Below are 18,480 nucleotides of genomic sequence, written 5' to 3' on the forward strand. Positions count from 1 at the left end.
CTCTCTCCCCACGTCATTGCGAGGAGCCCTTGCGACGAAGCAATCCAGACTGTCCCTGCGGAGGGATTCTGGATTGCTTCGTTTCGCTCGCAATGACGGCGTTTGTGGCGCCGCCGTTCCCTAAGTCATCATCCTACGCCGGCGCGCCCGACTTCACGAGCTTGTAGATCACCGAATCCATCAGCGCCTGGAACGAGGCGTCGATGATGTTCGGGGAAACTCCAACCGTGGTCCAGCTGTCGCCGTTCTCGTCCTCGCTCTCGATCAGCACGCGCGTGACCGCGCCGGTGCCGCCGTTGAGGATACGCACCCGGTAGTCGATCAGCTTCAGTCCCTCGATGTATTTCTGGTACTTGCCGAGGTCCTTGCGCATGGCAACGTCGAGCGCGTTGACGGGACCATTGCCTTCGGCGGCCGAGATCAGGTGCTCGCCGGCGACGTCGACCTTCACCACCGCCAGCGCCACGGTGACGCGCTCGCCGAGCGCGTTGTAGCGCTGCTCGACGTTGACGTCGAACTGCTCGACCTCGAAATAATGCGGCACCTTGCCGAGCGTGCGACGCGCAAGCAGCTCGAAGGACGCGTTGGCGGACTCATAGGCGTAGCCGGCAGCCTCGCGCTCCTTCAGCTCCTCGACCAGGCGCGTCAGCTTCGGATCGCTCTTCTCGTAAGCGATGCCGGCCCGGTCGAGCTCGGCGATGACGTTGGACCGTCCGGCCTGATCCGAGACCAGAACCTTGCGGTGATTGCCCACCGTTTCCGGCAACACGTGCTCGTAGGTCTGCGGGTCCTTCAACACCGCGGAGGCATGAATGCCGGTCTTGGTGACGAAGGCGCTCTCGCCGACGTAAGGAGCATGCCGGTTCGGCACGCGGTTGAGCATGTCGTCGAGCGTCCGCGAGACCTTGACGAGCGTCGCCAGCTTCTCCGTCGTGACGCCGATCTCGAAGGCGTCGGCAAAACCCTTCTTCAATTTCAGCGTCGGGATCAGCGAGCACAGATTGGCGTTGCCGCAGCGCTCGCCAAGGCCGTTCAGCGTGCCCTGGATCTGCCGCGCGCCGGCGCGCACCGCGGCAAGCGAATTGGCGACCGCCTGCTCGGTGTCGTTATGGGCGTGGATGCCGACATGATCGCCGGGGATGTGCTTCGTCACCTCGGTGACGATGGCCTCGACCTCGTCAGGCATGGTGCCGCCATTGGTGTCGCACAGCACCACCCAGCGCGCGCCGGCATCGAAGGCGGCTTTGGCGCAGGCGAGCGCGAAGCTCGCATCTTCCTTGTAGCCGTCGAAGAAATGCTCGCAGTCGAGCATGACCTCACGACCGGCGGCCTTGGCGGCCGCGATGCTGTCGCGGATCGAAGCAAGGTTCTCCTCCTTCGTCGTCTCCAGCGCGACGCGCACCTGATAGGCCGAAGCTTTCGCCACGAAGCAGATCGCATCTGCCTTTGCTTCCAACAGCCCAGCCACCCCGGGGTCGTTCGAGACCGAGCGCCCGGCCCGTCGCGTCATGCCGAACGCGGTGAAGCGCGCATGATTCAGCTTCGGCTTGGTCGCAAAAAATTCGTTGTCGAGCGGATTGGCGCCGGGATAGCCGCCCTCGACATAGTCGATGCCGAGATCGTCGAGCATCGCGGCGATGACCTGCTTGTCGGCCAGCGTGAAATCGACGCCATTGGTCTGCGCGCCGTCGCGCAGCGTGGTGTCGAACAGATAAAGGCGCTCTTTGCTCATTGCCCCGCTCCGAGCATCTTCTTCATCGTGGTATTGGCGAGCCATTCGTCGTTGACGGTGACGCTGTTGCGCTGCTGGGCCGTGTAGCCGCGCTTGGCGAAAAAGCCCTGCGCGGTATCGCTGGCATCGACGATGAGACTTTGCGCGCCGCGGCCGGCGGCAAGCTTCTCCAGCGCATCGACCAGCATGGTGGCGATGCCCTGCTTGGCTACGGCTGGATGCACATAGAGCATGCGGATATGGTCGTTGCCGCGCAACGAAGCAAAGCCGACCGGCGAGCCTTCGATCGTCGCGATCAGCGTCAGGTCGGAGGCGAGGTGCTTGCCGAACTCTTCGCCTTCCGCGACCTCCATCCAGGCCTGCTGCTGCGCTTCGCTATAATCCTCGCCGGTCAGCTCCTCGATGCTGGCGGTGAAGATCGCGGCGAGCAGGGGCACATCATCAGGCAGGAACGGCCGCAAGCCGGGCTTTGGCAAAGTCTGTCCCATCGTCCTCACCACATCCCATAGAGCTTGAGCACCAGCAGCACGGCGCCCACGAGCAGCGCGATCTTCAGCGCGATGTAATAGAGCCAGTGCCGCGGGAACGGCGTGTCGGGGCGCTTCATCGTACGACCTCCCACGTCGTTCCTTCCTTGGAATCCTTGATCGCAACGCCCATCGCGACGAGCACATCACGAATGCGGTCGGATTCCCCAAAATCCTTGCGGCTGCGCGCCGCCGTGCGCTCCGCGATCAGGCGCTCGACCTCCTTGGCATCGACGCCGCTCGCCTGTTGCTTGCGGCCTTCCCATTGCGCAGCGCTCTCGGACAGGAAGCCGAGCAGCCCCAATGACCCCGCCAGGGCGTGCACATTGCTGCCACGCAGGCTGTGCAGCGCCGCGATCGCCAGCGACGTGTTGAGATCGTCGAGCAGCGGCTCGACAACGGACGCAGCCGGCTTGCCGGGTTCGACGTCCGCCGCGACGCGATACCAGTCGTCGAGCGTCTTGGCGCTCTCCTCGAGCGACTTCATGGTCCAGTCGATCGGCGAACGGTAATGCGTCTTGAGCATGTTCAGGCGCAGCACCTCGCCCGGCCAGTCCTTGAGCAGCTCGTGGATCGTGATGAAGTTGCCGAGGCTCTTCGACATCTTCTCACTCTCGACCTGCAGGAAGCCGTTGTGCATCCAATAATTCGCCATGCGCTCTCGGTGGAAGGCGCAGCAGCTCTGTGCGACCTCGTTCTCGTGATGCGGGAACACGAGATCGATGCCGCCGCCATGGACGTCAAAGTGCTCGCCGAGATGCTTCCAGGCCATGGCCGAGCACTCGATGTGCCAGCCCGGACGCCCCTCGGCCGTGATGCCGGCCGGCGACGGCCATGACGGCTCGCCCGACTTGGACGGCTTCCACAGCACGAAGTCGGTGTTGCCTTTCTTGTAGGGCGCGATATCGACGCGGGCACCGGCGACCATCTCGTCGAGCGAGCGATTGGACAATGCGCCGTAGCGCGGCAGCGAGGAGTTGGCCGCGTTCATCGCCTGCGGCGAGAACAGCACGTGATCCTCCGCGACATAGGCGAAGCCGCCCTTGACCAGTCGTTCGATGATCTCGCGCATCTCGGCGATGTGCTCGGTCGCACGCGGCTCGACGCTCGGCCGCAATGCGCCGAGTGCATCGACGTCGGCATGAAACTGCCTGCCGGTCTCTTCGGTGACCTTCCGGATCGCCTCGTTCAGCGGCAGGCCGGGGAAATCGCGTGCGGCACGGTCGTTGATCTTGTCGTCGACGTCGGTGATGTTGCGGACATATTTGACATGCGCCTCGCCATACAGATGGCGCAGCAACCGAAACAGCACGTCGAACACGATCACCGGCCGCGCATTGCCGATATGGGCGAAGTCATAGACGGTCGGTCCGCAGACATACATGCGGACGTTGTTCGGATCGAGCGGCACAAAGGTGCGCTTTTCCCGGCTCAACGTATCGTAAAGGCGCAATTCCATATGGATACCCGTCGGCTGTTGGCCGGGCGTCCAAGGCTCTCAATGTGTTTGAGAAAAGACGGCTCCAGCCAGCGAATCGCTAGCTCGTAATCTCGCGGCAAATGGCACAGATGGCGAGGAGACCGTTCATGCGGAACATATGGGCCATCAGGCGCCCCTGCGTCAAGAGAGCCGCGAAAACGCCATTTTGCTCCTTGCAAGGCGCTCCCCTGCCACAATGGTTCATGATCCCCTAACCATTTGAGCCCATTCTGGAACCGGCAGTTCCCCTTTTTGCCCCAGGTACCTTTTCATGCGATTCTTGCCCGCGCTGATTTCCAGCGCCTTCATCGTTGCGGCATCCAGCGCCTTCGCCGAGAGCCGCGTCTTCATCATCGCCAACCAGGCGGACGGCTACGGCATCGACCATTGTCTGGCCAAAGGCGACAAATGTGGCGCCTCCGCCGCGCGCACCTATTGCCAGTCACGCGATTTTGCCCAGGCATCGAGCTATCGCCGGGTCGATCCCGACGAAATTACCGGTTCTGTCCCCAAAACCGGCACAAATTGCTCCCAAGGCCGTTGCGACGAATATGTCGCAATCACCTGCCAGCGCTGAATTTGCTCGGAGCTGGCGCAGCTTAGGCCGGTCCTTTGGCCCCTGAAACGACGTGACGATGCCGCAGGAAGCGGCTATTGGGAGGGCGCGCTTCGGCCCTCCAAGTCAAGTTGGAAAGTCACGTTGGAAAGTCACATTGGGCCGTGACCTCGCTAGAATGGCGGATATGCCTGAATTCCTGTCCCTCTCCCGTGCTCGCTTTCTCCTTGCCTGCATCGTGCTCCTGAGCACGGCCGTGCTCGCCACCGGCGCCTTCGCTCAGGCCGGTCCGCCCGGACCGCCGCCGCAAGCGGGCCAGAACGGCCTTGGGCCGAATCCGATGTGCGTGCGCCTCGAAGGCCAGCTCGCCGCGCTGGACCGCGGCGGCGGTGGCGATCCCGCGCGTGAGGAGCAGATCCGCCGCTACCAGGATTCCCAGACCCGCCAGCAGGCCGAGCTCGACCGCGTCACCATGCAGGCCAAGCGCATGGGCTGCGATTCCTCCGGCTTCTTCTCGCTGTTCAACGGCCAGTCGGCACAATGCGGCCCGGTCAACACCCAGATCCAGCAGATGCGCGCCAATCTGGACCAGATCACCGGCAATCTCGAGCGCCTGCGCGGCGGCGGCGCCGGCGGTTTCAATCCGGAGCGCGACAACCAGCGCCGCTCGGTGCTGGCGGCGCTGGCGCAGAACAATTGCGGCCCGCAATACGCCAACGCCGCGCAGTCGCAAGGCGGCGGCAACTTCCTGAGCAACCTGTTCGGCGGCAACAATGCGGGCAATCCGCAAGGTGTGCCGCCCTCCGATCTCGGGCCGCAATCGCAATCCGGCACCTACCGCACCGTGTGCGTGCGCACCTGCGACGGCGCCTATTTCCCGATCTCGTTTGCGACGGTGCCGGCGCGCTTCCCCGACGACGAGAGGACCTGCAAGGCGCTCTGCCCGGCCGCGGAAGCCGTGCTCTACAGCCATCGCAATCCCGGGGAAGACATGAACTCGGCGGTCTCGATCGGCGGCCAGCCTTACACGGCGCTGCCGACAGCGTTCAAATTCCGCAGCGAGTTCAACCCGTCCTGCTCCTGCAAGGCCGCAGGACAGACCTGGGCGGACGCGCTGAAATCTGCCGACGACAAGGCGGCGGCCGAGCAGCAGGGCGACATCATCGTCACCGAGGAGAGCGCCAGGAAGATGCAGCAGCAGCGGCTCAACAAGGGCGCGCCTGCCAATGCCAAGAAGGGCGCGGCCCCCGCGCCGACGACGGCGACTGCGCCGGCCGCAACGCCGCCGGCGGATGCAGCCCCTGCGACCTCGTCGGAGAACAAGCCGATCCGTTCGGTCGGCCCGACCTTCCTGCCGCAGCAGCAGAAGTAGACTAAGGCGCCCGCTCCAATCTCAGCTGTCATGCCCGCGCAGGCGGGGCATCCAGTCCTCCGCGGCGGGAATTTGGTGTTCACAATGTCCGCCGCGGAGTACTGGATCATCCGCCTTCGCGGATGATGACAGTACGTTATGTGGCCAGAGCGTTCGTCCAACCGACCGAGCTAGCCCCCTACCCCTCGAACGCGTCGATCGAGGCCTTGCTCCCGCGCGACACCAGCGTCTCATCCGCCGCCTGTAGTTTCTCACCCTTGTCGCGAAAGCGGTTGGTGATGGGATAGCGGCGGTCGCGGCCGAAATTTCTCGGCGTGACCTTCACGCCGGGCGCGGCCTGGCGGCGCTTGTATTCGGCGACGTTGAGCAGATGATCGATGCGGGTGACGGTCTCGCGATCGAAACCGGCGGCAATGATCTGATCCAGCGGCTCTTCGCGTTCGACAAGGCGCTCCAGAATGGCATCGAGCACCTCGTAAGGCGGCAGCGAATCCTCGTCACGCTGGTTCTCGCGCAGCTCCGCGGTCGGCGGCCGCGTGATGATGTCGGGCGGGATCACCTCTCCGGCAGGTCCGAGCGCGCCGTCCGCCTTCCAGGAATTGCGCAAGCTCGCCAGGCGAAACACCTGCGTCTTGTAGATATCTTTGATCGGATTGAAGCCGCCGTTCATGTCGCCATAGAGCGTGGCGTAGCCGACCGACATCTCGGACTTGTTGCCTGTCGTCACCACCATCAGGCCGGTCTTGTTGGAGATCGCCATCAAGAGCGTGCCGCGGGTGCGGGCCTGCAGATTCTCCTCGGTGACATCGGGCGGCAGATTCTTGAACAGGCCCGAGAGGATGGTCTCGAACCCGCTGACGGCTTCCGCGATCGGCAGGACCTCGTAGCGGATGCCGAAATGGCCGGCGAGTTCGCCGGCGTCCGCGATCGAGTGTGCCGCCGTGTAGCGATACGGCAGCATCACGCCATGCACCTGATCGGCACCGAGGGCATCGACCGCAATGGCCGCGCACAGCGCTGAATCGATGCCGCCGGAGATGCCGAGCAGCACACCGGGAAAACCGTTCTTGCCGACATAGTCACGCAGGCCCAGCACGCATGCAGCGTAATCGGCCTTGTCGCCCTCGGGCAGCGTCGCGGTCGGCCCCGCGCAGCGCCAATCGTCACCGTTTCGCGTGAAGCGCAGCGTGGTGACGCTTTCCTCGAACGCCGGCAATTGCGCCGCGAGTGAGAGATCGCCGTTGAGTACGAAGGACGCGCCGTCGAACACCAGCTCGTCCTGGCCGCCGACCTGGTTGAGATAAACCAGCGGCAGCCCGCTCTCGGTGACGCGCGCGACCGCGACCGACAGGCGCACGTCGTTCTTGTCGCGGGCGTAAGGCGAGCCGTTGGGGACCAGGATGATCTCGGCGCCGGTCTCGGCCAGCGTCTCGACCACGTTCTCGTAGTCCTCGGACTCTTCCAGCCAGATGTCCTCGCAGATCGGCACGCCGATGCGCACGCCGCGCACAGTCACGGGACCCGCAGCAGGGCCACACGCGAACAGCCGCTTCTCGTCGAACACGCCGTAGTTCGGGAGATTGCACTTGAAGCGAAGTGCGGCGATGCGGCCGCCGTCGAGCAGCGCGCAGGCATTGTAGAGCTTGCCCTCCTCCACCCAGGGCGTGCCAACCAGCATGGCAGGCCCGCCATCGGCAGTCTCGCGCGCCAGAGCTTCGATCGCGGCGCGGCAGGCGGCCTGGAAAGACGGCTTCTGCACCAGATCTTCCGGCGGATAGCCGGCGATGAACAATTCCGGAAACAGCACGAGATCGGCGCCGTCGGCGATCGCCTGCCCACGCGCAGCCCGCGCCTTGGCGGCGTTGCCCTCGATGTCGCCCATGGTCGGATTGAGCTGGGCGAGCGTGACCGCGAATGCGTTGAGACGTTCGGTCATGGCCGCTTTGTCCGATCCTGTTGGCTAGAGGAACCCCAACCGCTCGACGACGGCAAAGATCCAGAACGCACCAGCCATCAGCAGCGCCACGCCGACCGCGGCCGAGCCCATGTCCTTGACCCGGCCGATCTGCTTGTCGTGGTCCATGGTCAGGCGGTCGGCGAGCTTTTCGATCGCGGTGTTGAGCAGCTCGACGACCAGCACGAAGGCGACGGCACAAACCAGCTCGACGGCCCGCATCGCAGTCGCGCCGATCAACCAGGCGAGCGGCACCGACAGCAGGAGCGCAAAGATCTCCTCGCGGACGGCCTGCTCCGATCCAATCGCATAGGCCAGACCGTTACGGGAATTGATCGTGGCCTTCCAGATCCGCAGCAAGGTTTTAGAGCCCCGCTGCGACCGGCATCGGCTGGGCCTTGCCGGCGCGCTCCTGCTTGAGCAGTTCTGCGACCAGGAAAGCCATGTCGATGGATTGCTCGGCGTTGAGGCGGGGATCGCAGACCGTGTGATAGCGGTCGTTGAGATCCTCGTCGGTGATCGCGCGGGCGCCGCCGAGGCATTCGGTGACGTCCTGGCCCGTCATTTCCAGATGCACGCCGCCGGCATGGGTGCCTTCGGCGGCATGGATCGCGAAGAACGACTTCACTTCGGACAGGATACGGTCGAAGGGCCGCGTCTTGTAGCCCGACGTCGAGGTGATCGTGTTGCCGTGCATGGGATCGCAGGACCAGACCACCGCCCGGCCCTCGCGCTTCACGGCGCGGATCATGTTCGGCAGATGCTCGCCGACCTTGTCGGAGCCGAAGCGGCCGATCAGCGTCAACCGGCCCGGCTCGTTGTCGGGGTTGAGCACGTCGATCAGCTTCAACAGCTCGTCGGGCTTCAGCGACGGGCCGCACTTCAGCCCGATCGGATTCTTGATGCCGCGGAAATATTCGATATGGCCGTGATCGAGCTGGCGGGTGCGGTCGCCGATCCAGATCATGTGGCCGCTCGTCGCGTACCAGTCCCCGGTGGTGGAATCGACGCGGGTCAGGGCCTGCTCGTAGCCGAGCAGCAGCGCCTCGTGGCTGGTGTAGAAATCGGTGGCGCGCAGCTCGGGATGGGCCTCGAGATCGAGGCCGCAGGCGCGCATGAAATTGAGCGCGTCGGAGATGCGGTCGGCCAATTCCTTGTAGCGGCGCGACTGCGGGCTATCCTTGAGGAAGCCGAGCATCCACTGGTGCACGCTGCCGAGATTGGCGTAGCCGCCGGTCGCGAACGCACGGAGCAGGTTCAGCGTCGCGGCCGATTGGCGATAGGCCATCAGCTGGCGCTGCGGATCGGGGACGCGCGCTTCCTTGGTGAAGGCGATGTCGTTGACAATGTCGCCGCGATAGCTCGGCAGCTCGACGCCATCAACCTTCTCGGTCGGCGACGACCGCGGCTTGGCGAACTGCCCGGCGATGCGGCCGACCTTCACCACAGGCACCGCGCCGGCATAGGTCAGCACCACCGCCATCTGCAGCAGCACGCGGAAGAAATCGCGGATGTTGTTGGCGCCGTGCTCGGCAAAGCTCTCGGCGCAGTCGCCGCCCTGGAGCAGGAAGGCCTCGCCGGCGGCAACGCGCCCCAGCGCCTTCTTCAGATTGCGCGCCTCGCCCGCGAACACCAGCGGCGGAAAAGTCGCAAGCTGCGCCTCGACGTCGGCCAGGGCCTTGGCGTCGGGATAGTCCGGCACCTGTAGCACCGGCTTGCTGCGCCAGGACTCGGGCGTCCACCGCTCGGACATCGCAATCTCTCCGTGAAGCAAAAAGCACAACCTGATCTAGGGGTTGCGAGGGCCGCCTTATACACAGGCTCGCTCCGCCCCGCCAGTTGTAAATCCGTTTTGCATCGCAAACCCTTGCGGGGAAAGCCAAATTCGCATTTGCTGGGAAAGCTAGAGGAAACTGGCAGGATACCTTCTGCCCATGGACGCAGCTTTGGACGACGTTTTCATCGACGAGATCAGCTTCCCGGCGACCGACGGGTATGGGCTCACCGGCACCCTGTTCCTGCCGCGGGGCGCCAAGCGCCATGCCGTGCTGATCAACTCGGCGACCGCCGTGCCGCGGAAAATCTATCGCGGCTTTGCCTCCTATCTCGCCCATCGCGGCTGCGCGGTGCTCACTTACGACTACCGCGGCATCGGCGATTCCCGGCTGCCGGCGATGGTCGGCTACAACCGGCCGAAATCGCTGGTCGGCTTCAAGGCCTCGATGTCGGACTGGGCCGCGCTCGACGTCACCGCCGCGGTGCGCTGGATGCGCGAGCGGTACAATACGCTGCCGCTCGCCTATATCGGTCATTCCTTCGGCGGTCAGGCGCTCGGGCTGATCGCGAACAATACCGACATCTCACGCGCGACCTTCGTGGCCTCGCAGGCCGCGACCTGGCGGCTGATGACCTCACCCGAGAAGTACCGCGTCTTCGCCTTCATGAATTTTGTCGGCGTGCCCCTCACCCACGCGCTCGGCTATGCGCCGGGCTGGGCCGGAATCGGCGAGGATTTGCCCAAGGGCGTCTTCCTGCAATGGGCCGAGTGGGTCTCGAGCCCCCGCTATCTCTTCGATTCCAAGCTGCCGGCGCTGGAGAACTTTGCAAAGTTCAGGGGCGAGCTGCGCGCGCTGTGCTTTTCCGACGATCCCTGGGCGACACGGCCGGCGGTCGAGTTGCTGGCGAGCGGCTTCACTACGATCAAGCCGGAGGTGTTGACCGTGAAGCCCTCCGAGGTCGGCGCCAAGGAAATAGGCCATTTCGGCTTCTTCCGCCTCGAACACCGCGACACGCTGTGGCGCGGCGTCGCGGAATGGGTCCAGGGGGAGTGAGACACGCCTTCGCGTCCTCGCGGCTTTTCTCGCCCAAGCTTTTTGGCAATGAGGGTTGTCCCACCCCTGGCATGTTTTGCCCGTCGGGCAACGCAAGGACTTGTAGATCGTGCCCGGCAGCGGCTCGGGTTTCCACGCAGACGCTGAAAGGCGTGCGACTCCCGCGCAGCCGCCTTTGCCGACGCGCAAGCGGCCAAGCAGGAGGTCGCGGGCCGCCGGCGTAGGCATGAATCAGGACGTGTACTCATAAATGTCGGCTCGCCACCGTAAAGCGGAAGTCACCACCTTGAGCGTGATCTACTGCTCGTGACCCAAGGCGGACGTCGGAGGGAATGCGGCCTCAATGAGGTTGCTTGGCCGGCCAAGGCACAAGCCCTTCGGCCGTCAGAGCAGCAGCAACGGCAGGGCGAGATCCTACTCGCTGGCGATGCGCAAGTACCGAGCTGTACGGCGACAGATCGAAATCCACCCAGCTTGCCCAGTTCGATATGACGAAGAAGTGCGCATCTGCCACCGAATAGTCACCTCCCATCAGATATTCGTTCAATGAAAGATGACCATCGAGATAGGTGAAGCGCGCTCTGAGACGCGCGCGAAATACAGCTCTGCCTTGCTCGGGCACGCCCTCATAGAACAGCGGCGAGAAGCCACCCTTGTGCATCTCGCTTGCGAAGAAATTGAGCCACGCTTGAAGTTTCACGCGCTCGATCGTGCCGTTTGGCGGAGCAAGCTTCTTTCCGGGAACGAGATCGGCCACGTATTGAACAATCGCAGCTCCTTCCGTGAGCAACGTCCCATCGTCAAGCAAGAGAGCGGGTACGTAGCCTAGAGGGTTCACGGTCCTGTAATCGCCACCTCCCGAGATGGCCTTGGTGTGCTCGTCGATCCTGATGGGCTCGAAGGGGACTGCCGCTTCGTGAAGAACGATGTGCGGCAGTAGGGAGGACGAGCCGGGAGCGAAAAACAACTTCATGAGACTGCTACCAGCGCAAGCAGGGACAGATCGAACGACATCGTACTACGTTTCGACCATAGAAATGACGTTTGAAATGGCCCTGCGGGGCCATGTCGCTGGCTAACGGGGTTGGGTTACCGCTTAGCAGGAGTGCACACCCCATCAATCGCGGCGCTGCAGTGGCATACAAGGACCTCGATCGCCGGGCACGCTTACTCTTACCTTCGTCCTCAAATCGGGTACACTCGCCAAACCAAGGATGCGGGACGGCATGGACACCCCATCGACCATGAGGCGTTTGGCCGCGATCCTGGCAGCCGATGTTGCCGGGTACAGCCGCCTAATGTCGGCCGATGAGGAAGGCACGTTGAGGACTTTAGAGTCCTGCCGTCGTGCAATATCTGAGCTGGTATCTGAACATGCTGGACGGATTTTCGGCGGCGCCGGCGACAGCGTGATTGCGGAGTTCAGCAGTTCCGTCCAGGCAGTTCGCGCCGCAGTGGCAATTCAGCGCGCTCTTAGCCGCCACAACGCCGACCTTCCCGATGACAAGAAGATGGAGTTTCGCATTGGGGTCAATGTTGGTGACCTAATAGTTGAAGGCGATAATTTGTTCGGCGACGGAGTAAATATTGCCGCCCGATTAGAAGGAGTTGCCGATCCTGGTGGCATCTGCATTTCGGACGTGGTGCGCGATCAGATCGAGGGCAAGCTCAATTTTCCACTCATGTCACTCGGAAAACGATCGTTAAAGAACATTAGTCGGCCGGTTTCGGTGTACGCCGTGGATTGGCGGCTTCAGCATCCGGCAGCTACCGGCGTGTTGGGCGGTGACCTCTCGCTGCCGGATAAGCCCTCCATCGCGGTGCTCCCGTTCTCAAACATGAGTGGAGATCCCGAGCAGGAATATTTTGCGGACGGCATCACGGAGGACATTATTACCGCCCTGTCGCACCACCGATGGTTCTTCGTCATCGCTCGAAACTCAACGTTCGTCTACAAAGCTCGAGCCGTCGACGTGAAGCAGGTCGCTCGCGAGCTTGGCGTACGGTACATCCTCGAAGGAAGCGTACGAAGAGCCGGTCAGCGCGTGCGGATTACGGGCCAGCTGATCGAGGCGGAAACCGGAAACCATCTATGGGCCGAGCGGTTCGATCGCGACATGGCCGACATATTTGCTATCCAGGACGAGATCACCCAGAGCGTGGTCGGCGCGATCGAGCCCGAGATGTTGCTGATCGAAGGCAGACGAGCCTTTCGCAAGCCCGTCACCAATCTTGATGCATTCGACTGCTGCATGCGGGCCATGGGGCATTTTTCGCAAATAACTCCGGCGAACCAGGACCAGGCAGTCGTTTTGTTGCGACAGGCGATCAGCCTTGATCCGGCTCTCGCCCAGGCACACATGGCACTGGCGCGCACGCTGAACAGCCGGATTTGGCACGGCTGGACCAGGGATATCGCAAACGAGGCATCTGAGGCTCATGCGGCTGCGGCGCGCTCGGTTGCGCTTGATGACCGCGATCCTTACTGCCACTATGCGTTGTGCTGGACGAGTTTGGTAATGCGAATGCACGCACAAGCGCTTGCGGAGGCGCAGCGTTCGATCGACCTCAACCCGAACTTTGCACTCGGCTTTTTGAGTCTCGGTTTAGTTCGGGTCTATATCGGGCACTTCAGGGAAGCGCTCGACGCTCTGCTACGCTGTCTCCGGCTGAACCCGAACGATCCCCAGGCGGGTGCCTTTTTCAGCTTCGTCGGACTAGCACACTATCATCAGGAGAACTATGAGGAGGCTGGCCATTATGGTCAGCTTGCGATCCGCACGCGCCCCCATTATCTCGGTCTCAGAATTCTGCTGGCGAGCCTGGGCCAACTTGGACGAATTGAGGAAGCTCGGCCGTTACTGCATGATTTGATCGCCCGGCCGGCGGATCCGCAACAGCTGTTCGATGTCACTACCCCGTATCTCGAGACGAAATACCGGAAGCACCTCGCAGATGGGTTGCGTCGCGCAGGCGTGACGAGTCTGCAGTGACAGCTTCGTGGAATGGCGGCCCAGCTTCCATTGGCCCAACCGCAACGGTCCTGCCAGCGGAGAAGCGGTGCCTCAAAAGCGACCGGTTTTCAGCGCTCTCGGCAGGTCCCGTTATGGCCGTGACTGCCATTCGCCCGGATAGCCGCAATGTCGGCTTCCGGGCAGGTGAGCCGAACAGCATAGCGCTGCGCTGCCATGGGCGGCCGCATAGCGTTACCAAGGATTAATTTCTTCGACAGGAGACGGAAAGAATCGATCTTCCAAGATGGGCTTAGCTGAGGAGATCGAGTCATCGCCATGCGCCACAGCTCAGTCCTGCACGCTGTTACCGCAGCCGGTCTGTTCCTGGGATCCAGCCTCATCTCAGGTGCATCCGCCGAGACCGCCGGCCACGCCTTGGCTATCTCCGTCGACGATTTCAAATATAGAGACACGTCGAACGAGCCCGCCGATCAGACGGCCGTTCATGAAAAGCGATTGCGGGCCTTCATGACCGCGCTGCGGGACGATGTCACGGCGGACCACCGTTTTGAGCTTGTGCCGTCCTCATGCTCTTCAAATTGTCCGACCGATGAACCGACGTTGCGCGATCGGCTGCGCGCGGCGTCACAGGACGGCGCGCGGATCCTGATCATCGGCGGCTTTCATAAGATGAGCACGCTGGTGCAGTTTGCGCAGATTGTTGCTATCGATACAGAATCCCAGCGCATCGTGTTTAGGAAATACTTCCAGTTCCGCGGCGACAACGACGAGGCATGGCAGCGGGCGGAGCGCTTTATATCGGAGGAGGTCCGCGACCGGCTGCTTGAAAGCAGATCGCAGCAATAGACTACGCGACGCATGTGCATGGCGCCGTCAGCCCGCTTATGGCCCCATAGCCGACCTCCTGCGGCGCTCGGGCCGACGTCTGCAACTGGGCCCATCTGCGACCTCGGAGGCCATCCGCTCCTCGGCTGATGCTGCCGGTAAGCCGGGCGTCAGGCGGACAGCCGATTAGCGAGGCCAGGCCCTAACGGATGATCGTCGTCAGCGACGAATAACGCTTATTCGGCTTGACCTCGCCGGCCGAGAACTGCGCGAACGCTTCGCTGACGCGGACCGCCGGCGGCGTGTCGGTCGCAAACCGAAACTCCTTCGGCCGCGGCGCATAGAAGCTGGCGCGGTAATAGGCGTCGTCGAAGCGCGCCTCGCCGACCCCGAACAATGCGTCACAGACCAGCAGGAGCGCGTAGACTCCCGCGACTGCTGCGACGACCTCCCTGAGAACTGACATGCCCATAGCCCTGCCCTTTTGCAGGCAGGATGCAGATCGGTTCCAAAGGCCTGGTTTAAGGCGTCGGGCTTCTTGTCGGCAGGGTTTGCCGCCGCTGAACCGATTGCAGACAAGCTTATCGATCTCGAAAAAGAGCCCGCCGGATCGGACGATCAGGCGGGCCCAGGATCGGCCGCTCGGGAGGTCTCAGGCGGCCAGGTTCGTCAGTCGTGGCCGGCCTCCGTTCGGTGGCCGCTCTCGCTGAGGCGGTCGACCCAGGCGATGCCGATCGCAGAGATGATGAAGGTCAGGTGGATCAGCACCTGCCACATCACGCCGGTCTCGGTGAAGTTGCTGCGCGTGGTGCCGAGATTGCCGGCTTCGATGAAGGTCCTGAGCAGCGAGATCGAGGAAATGCCGATGATCGCCATCGCGAGCTTGATCTTGAGCACGCTGGCATTGACGTGACTGAGCCATTCCGGCTCGTCGGGATGCCCGCTCAGGTTCAGGCGGGAGACGAAGGTCTCGTAGCCGCCGACGATCACCATCACCAGCAGGTTCGAGATCATGACCACGTCGATCAGCCCGAGCACGACCAGCATGATCTGCTGCTCGCTGGCGTCGAACGAGTGCGCAACCAGGTGCCAGAGCTCCTTCAGGAACAGCAGCACATAGACGGCCTGCGCGACGATGAGGCCGATATAGAGCGGCAATTGCAGCCAGCGCGAGCCGAAGATCAGTTTCGGAAACAGGCCGATCGGCGGCTGCGGCGCGGTCGGCGCCGAAGGTGCTGTGGATTCAGACGTCATTGATCACTCCGGATTGCAGACAGGCATGCGCGCGTCAGAGACTCGCGATGACGGGTGCGAGCTCGAGCGAGCCCCGATAGATCATCTCGAACGCGACGTAGATGATGATGGCGAGGCCGACATAGGCGATCCAGCGTTGCTTCTGGAGCACGCGGCCGAGCAGATCGGCGGCGACGCCCATCATCGCGACCGACAGCAACAGGCCGAAGGCGAGGATGTAGGGATGCTCGCGCGCGGCGCCCGCGACCGCGAGCACGTTGTCGAGCGACATCGAGACGTCCGCGGCAACGATCTGCACCGCAGCCTGGCCGAAGGTCTTTCGCTGCGCCGGCGCAGCATCCGCGCCGGCGCCACGGCTGAACGCGAGTTGCCTCGCATGCGACTGCTCGCGCAGTTCGCGCCACATCTTCCAGCACACCCAGAGCAGCAGCACGCCGCCGGCAAGCAGCAGGCCGATGACCTGCAGCAGCTGGGTCGCGACGCCGGCGAAGACGATGCGCAGTGCCGTGGCGGCAGCGATGCCGACGATGATGGCGCGGCGGCGCTGCTCGGCCGGCAGTCCCGCTGCGGCGAGGCCGATGACGACGGCGTTGTCGCCGGCGAGCACGAGGTCGATCAGGACGACTTGAAGCAGCGCGGTCAGCGCATCGGGCGTGATGAATTCAGTCATGATCGGTCATTCGGTGCAGACGGATCGAGCCAATGCGGCTTCTTCCGCTCGACCCAATCCAGGACCTTCGAACGTGAGGAGCGCAGCGCAGGCACGTCCTCGGCAAGCAGCGCGAGACCGAGCGGCAGCATCCAGACGCCGAGAATCGGCAGGAAGGAAAGCACGCCGCCAACGATGAGCAGCGTGCCCGAGGGGATTCTGACCCAGCGGTTCGACGGTTTGAGCAGATAGGTGACGGTGTCACCCATGCGCGGCGGCAGCCGATCGACGAGCTTGTCGAGGCGCGGGTCACCGCTGGCCATCTCGCTGGCGGGACCTGCGGCCTCATTGCTGCGCTCGTCCGATGCTGCGCTCATGCTTACTTCTCCGTGGCCAACTGCCGTTCGATGCGCCCCTGACCCGATGTGACCGGCTTGGCGCGCGGCAGCGCCAGTGTCAGCAAGCGCAACAATTTGATCGCCTGCACTTCATGGGGATGGACGTCTTCGTCGGCCGCTGCGACCCGCTCCGACAGTTCCATCATATGTGACGACAGCGGCATGTCCGAGACCGGTCGCAGCGTGTCAATCACGACATTGGCGAAATCCGGCTCCTCCAGCCGTTCGGCCAGTGCGTCGAACATTGCAGACAGCCGCTCGTCGTCGAGATGCGGCGCCAATCCGCGCTCCCTGATGAACCGGATCACCTCGTCGCGCTCGACCGGCGAGACCCGCCGGTCGGCCACGGCGACGAGCGCGCCGGCAATCACCAGCGCGGCCGCGGCCTGCTCGTTCAGGCTGGACGGCTCCGCGATCTCGATCTCAACAGGATTTGAATGCTTGGCGTCAGTCATCGTTGCTCCTCAATCTTTGCGAAATGGCCGCACGGAGCTGCGATGGGGACGATGAGGTCGGAGAGAACATTAGGGGCCCGACGATCGGCCAATCCATCGCATTCGCGCGGGACAGGTCATCCGACATCACGAGGTTGGCCGACATCGTCGGCGTCCTCGCCAGAGGGGCCCGGATTCTTGTTCGTGTCAGAGATAAAGATGCGCCTGTCGGAATCAATACGAGATGACTGCGACCAGCCGCCGCATCGGGTTCCATGTCTATGGGGAACGGCCGAGGCGAACGACGCTTTCCGAACCCGTCATCCTGAGGCGTGAGGTTTGCGATGCATTGGCATCGGAGGCCGAGCCTCGAAGGATGACGGGTTGGCAATCAACGGCCGCAACATCCCGATGTCAGCTTGCGCAGGAACGAACCGTCACGCGCTCACCCCTGACAATTGCTTCAACCGCCTTGCGTGCGAGATCGTCAAAGTCGGACGGTTGCAGATAACCCTGCGCATACGCTTCCTGCGTCAATCGCTCGATGCGTTTGTCTTCGCCGGTGGACCATTGCTTCGCGATGTAGTCCGCACCGGGCTTGCCAAAGGTCTCGGGATAACGTTCGGTCTCGTTCTGACGGCGCGTGTAATATCCGCTGACCGAGCTGATGAACTGCCTCCGCCCCTCACCTGCGCAGCGCGAGCCATAGGGACGCTCGAACGCCAGCGTCGCTTCGTGGCGCGTGCTCGCTCTCCCGTGGACGAAGATCGCTTCGTTGGAGCCATAACCCGGACCGTCGGTTGGCCTCGCAGGCTCGGCTGGCTTTTGCGGCGCAAATGCCCATGCGGCGACCTGATAGACGACGAGGGCCCAGAGGATGAACCAGGCGCGGTTCATCTCGCATTCGTCCCGCGTTGCTGCGGCAGGCACACCGGAGACGGATCGGACCACAGGCCGGGCCCGGCAAACTGGAGCACCGTGAGGCGGATCTCCTCCGGGAAATCCTCCTTGACGATTCCTTTTTGTTCGAACGCCTCGGCGAGCTGCGCCTTGACGCGAACGTCAAGGGGCGTCGAATATGCGGCGTTGGCCCGATCACGCTTCTCTTCGCTACACAACATTGCCAGCGCCGGATTTGGGCAGTCGAAAATCTTCATGTAGCCCCGCGCATAAGCCGACGTGGCCGCGATGAGGTTCGCCTTCATCGTCTTGTCACACGGCGACATCGTGTAGGCGGTGCCCGCCTGCAGCGCGTCCATGCGCAGCGCATCGAGCTGCGGATCCTTGTCACTTTGCAGGGTGTGCTTGGCTTCCCACGCCTTGCGCTCGTACGCCTTGGCACTCTCGTCGCCGAATGAGGCCGTGAGTGTCGCCTTCAACTCACCGGTCGGTGAAGAGGAAGGGACGGTCATGGGAAAGCCACGCATCGCCCAGGAGACAGCGACGAAAGCGGTGACGAACGCCATGCATGTGAAAAGAACGAAGCGGCTCAT

At 63.2% G+C, this 18,480-nt stretch carries 19 protein-coding genes; 5 read left to right on the top strand and 14 right to left on the bottom strand.

The window, feature by feature from the left end; translation table 11 throughout:
* Positions 1-133: 133 nt before the first annotated feature.
* The 3 genes from cimA to cysS all read right to left on the bottom strand — a co-directional run bounded on the left by cimA (position 134) and on the right by cysS (position 3,718).
* Positions 134-1,732 (bottom strand): citramalate synthase, encoded by a 1,599-nt coding sequence (gene cimA / locus XH84_RS26585; RefSeq protein ID WP_128922443.1) that lies wholly within the window; start codon positions 1,730-1,732, stop codon positions 134-136.
* Positions 1,729-2,220 carry a GNAT family N-acetyltransferase gene (locus XH84_RS26590; RefSeq protein WP_164936634.1) on the bottom strand — a complete coding sequence of 164 codons (492 nt, stop codon included), beginning with the start codon at positions 2,218-2,220 and terminating at the stop codon, positions 1,729-1,731. The genes cimA and XH84_RS26590 overlap by 4 nt, the downstream gene beginning before the upstream one ends.
* A 115-nt stretch (positions 2,221-2,335) precedes the next feature.
* A complete protein-coding gene (gene cysS / locus XH84_RS26595) occupies positions 2,336-3,718 on the bottom strand; it encodes a cysteine--tRNA ligase (protein WP_128922445.1) in 1,383 nt (460 codons plus the stop codon).
* Positions 3,719-4,010: 292 nt separating this feature from the next.
* Here cysS and XH84_RS26600 point away from each other — a divergent pair, with 292 nt between their 5' ends.
* Positions 4,011-4,316 carry a hypothetical protein gene (locus tag XH84_RS26600; protein WP_128922446.1) on the top strand — a complete coding sequence of 102 codons (306 nt, stop codon included), beginning with the start codon at positions 4,011-4,013 and terminating at the stop codon, positions 4,314-4,316.
* A 157-nt stretch (positions 4,317-4,473) separates the two neighbouring features.
* Positions 4,474-5,667 carry a DUF2865 domain-containing protein gene (locus XH84_RS26605; RefSeq protein WP_128922447.1) on the top strand — a complete coding sequence of 398 codons (1,194 nt, stop codon included), beginning with the start codon at positions 4,474-4,476 and terminating at the stop codon, positions 5,665-5,667.
* A gap of 178 nt (positions 5,668-5,845) precedes the next feature.
* Here XH84_RS26605 and XH84_RS26610 read toward each other — a convergent pair whose 3' ends face one another.
* Genes XH84_RS26610 through XH84_RS26620 form a run of 3 tightly spaced genes read right to left on the bottom strand, consistent with a single transcriptional unit; the run spans position 5,846 to position 9,374 of the window.
* Positions 5,846-7,603 (bottom strand): NAD+ synthase, encoded by a 1,758-nt coding sequence (locus XH84_RS26610; RefSeq protein ID WP_128922448.1) that lies wholly within the window; start codon positions 7,601-7,603, stop codon positions 5,846-5,848.
* 24 nt (positions 7,604-7,627) lie between these two features.
* A complete protein-coding gene (locus XH84_RS26615; RefSeq protein ID WP_128922449.1) occupies positions 7,628-7,981 on the bottom strand; it encodes a diacylglycerol kinase in 354 nt (117 codons plus the stop codon).
* Positions 7,982-7,985: 4 nt separating this feature from the next.
* On the bottom strand, positions 7,986-9,374 hold the full coding sequence (locus tag XH84_RS26620) for a class II 3-deoxy-7-phosphoheptulonate synthase (RefSeq protein WP_128922450.1): 1,389 nt from the start codon (positions 9,372-9,374) through the stop codon (positions 7,986-7,988).
* A 181-nt stretch (positions 9,375-9,555) separates the two neighbouring features.
* Between XH84_RS26620 and XH84_RS26625 the strand changes: the two genes are divergently transcribed.
* On the top strand, positions 9,556-10,452 hold the full coding sequence (locus XH84_RS26625; RefSeq protein WP_128922451.1) for an alpha/beta hydrolase family protein: 897 nt from the start codon (positions 9,556-9,558) through the stop codon (positions 10,450-10,452).
* A gap of 340 nt (positions 10,453-10,792) precedes the next feature.
* Here XH84_RS26625 and gstA read toward each other — a convergent pair whose 3' ends face one another.
* Positions 10,793-11,425, bottom strand: coding sequence for a glutathione transferase GstA (gene gstA / locus XH84_RS26630; protein WP_128922452.1), 633 nt, complete (start codon positions 11,423-11,425; stop codon positions 10,793-10,795).
* A 253-nt stretch (positions 11,426-11,678) separates the two neighbouring features.
* Here gstA and XH84_RS26635 point away from each other — a divergent pair, with 253 nt between their 5' ends.
* Positions 11,679-13,445 (top strand): adenylate/guanylate cyclase domain-containing protein, encoded by a 1,767-nt coding sequence (locus tag XH84_RS26635; RefSeq protein WP_245471858.1) that lies wholly within the window; start codon positions 11,679-11,681, stop codon positions 13,443-13,445.
* A 297-nt stretch (positions 13,446-13,742) separates the two neighbouring features.
* Positions 13,743-14,273, top strand: a complete 531-nt coding sequence (locus tag XH84_RS26640; protein ID WP_128922453.1) for a DUF2380 domain-containing protein — start codon at positions 13,743-13,745, stop codon at positions 14,271-14,273.
* 181 nt (positions 14,274-14,454) lie between these two features.
* Here XH84_RS26640 and XH84_RS26645 read toward each other — a convergent pair whose 3' ends face one another.
* The 7 genes from XH84_RS26645 to XH84_RS26675 form a co-directional block, all read right to left on the bottom strand.
* Complete coding sequence (locus XH84_RS26645; protein ID WP_128922454.1) at positions 14,455-14,718, bottom strand: hypothetical protein; 264 nt, start codon at positions 14,716-14,718, stop codon at positions 14,455-14,457.
* Between the two features lie 203 nt (positions 14,719-14,921).
* A complete protein-coding gene (locus XH84_RS26650) occupies positions 14,922-15,506 on the bottom strand; it encodes a TIGR00645 family protein (RefSeq protein WP_128922455.1) in 585 nt (194 codons plus the stop codon).
* A 34-nt stretch (positions 15,507-15,540) separates the two neighbouring features.
* Positions 15,541-16,176 (bottom strand): TerC family protein, encoded by a 636-nt coding sequence (locus XH84_RS26655; protein WP_128922456.1) that lies wholly within the window; start codon positions 16,174-16,176, stop codon positions 15,541-15,543.
* Positions 16,173-16,532, bottom strand: coding sequence for a hypothetical protein (locus tag XH84_RS26660; protein WP_128948513.1), 360 nt, complete (start codon positions 16,530-16,532; stop codon positions 16,173-16,175). Before XH84_RS26660 ends, XH84_RS26655 begins: the two co-directional genes overlap by 4 nt.
* A gap of 2 nt (positions 16,533-16,534) precedes the next feature.
* Positions 16,535-17,008, bottom strand: a complete 474-nt coding sequence (locus XH84_RS26665) for a TerB family tellurite resistance protein (protein ID WP_128922458.1) — start codon at positions 17,006-17,008, stop codon at positions 16,535-16,537.
* A gap of 393 nt (positions 17,009-17,401) precedes the next feature.
* The gene (locus XH84_RS26670) at positions 17,402-17,884 is read right to left on the bottom strand and encodes a hypothetical protein (protein ID WP_128922459.1); all 483 of its coding nucleotides are present in this window, start codon (positions 17,882-17,884) and stop codon (positions 17,402-17,404) included.
* Positions 17,881-18,480 carry a hypothetical protein gene (locus XH84_RS26675; RefSeq protein ID WP_245471859.1) on the bottom strand — a complete coding sequence of 200 codons (600 nt, stop codon included), beginning with the start codon at positions 18,478-18,480 and terminating at the stop codon, positions 17,881-17,883. Before XH84_RS26675 ends, XH84_RS26670 begins: the two co-directional genes overlap by 4 nt.

This window comes from Bradyrhizobium nanningense (assembly GCF_004114535.1).
GTDB lineage: Bacteria > Pseudomonadota > Alphaproteobacteria > Rhizobiales > Xanthobacteraceae > Bradyrhizobium > Bradyrhizobium nanningense.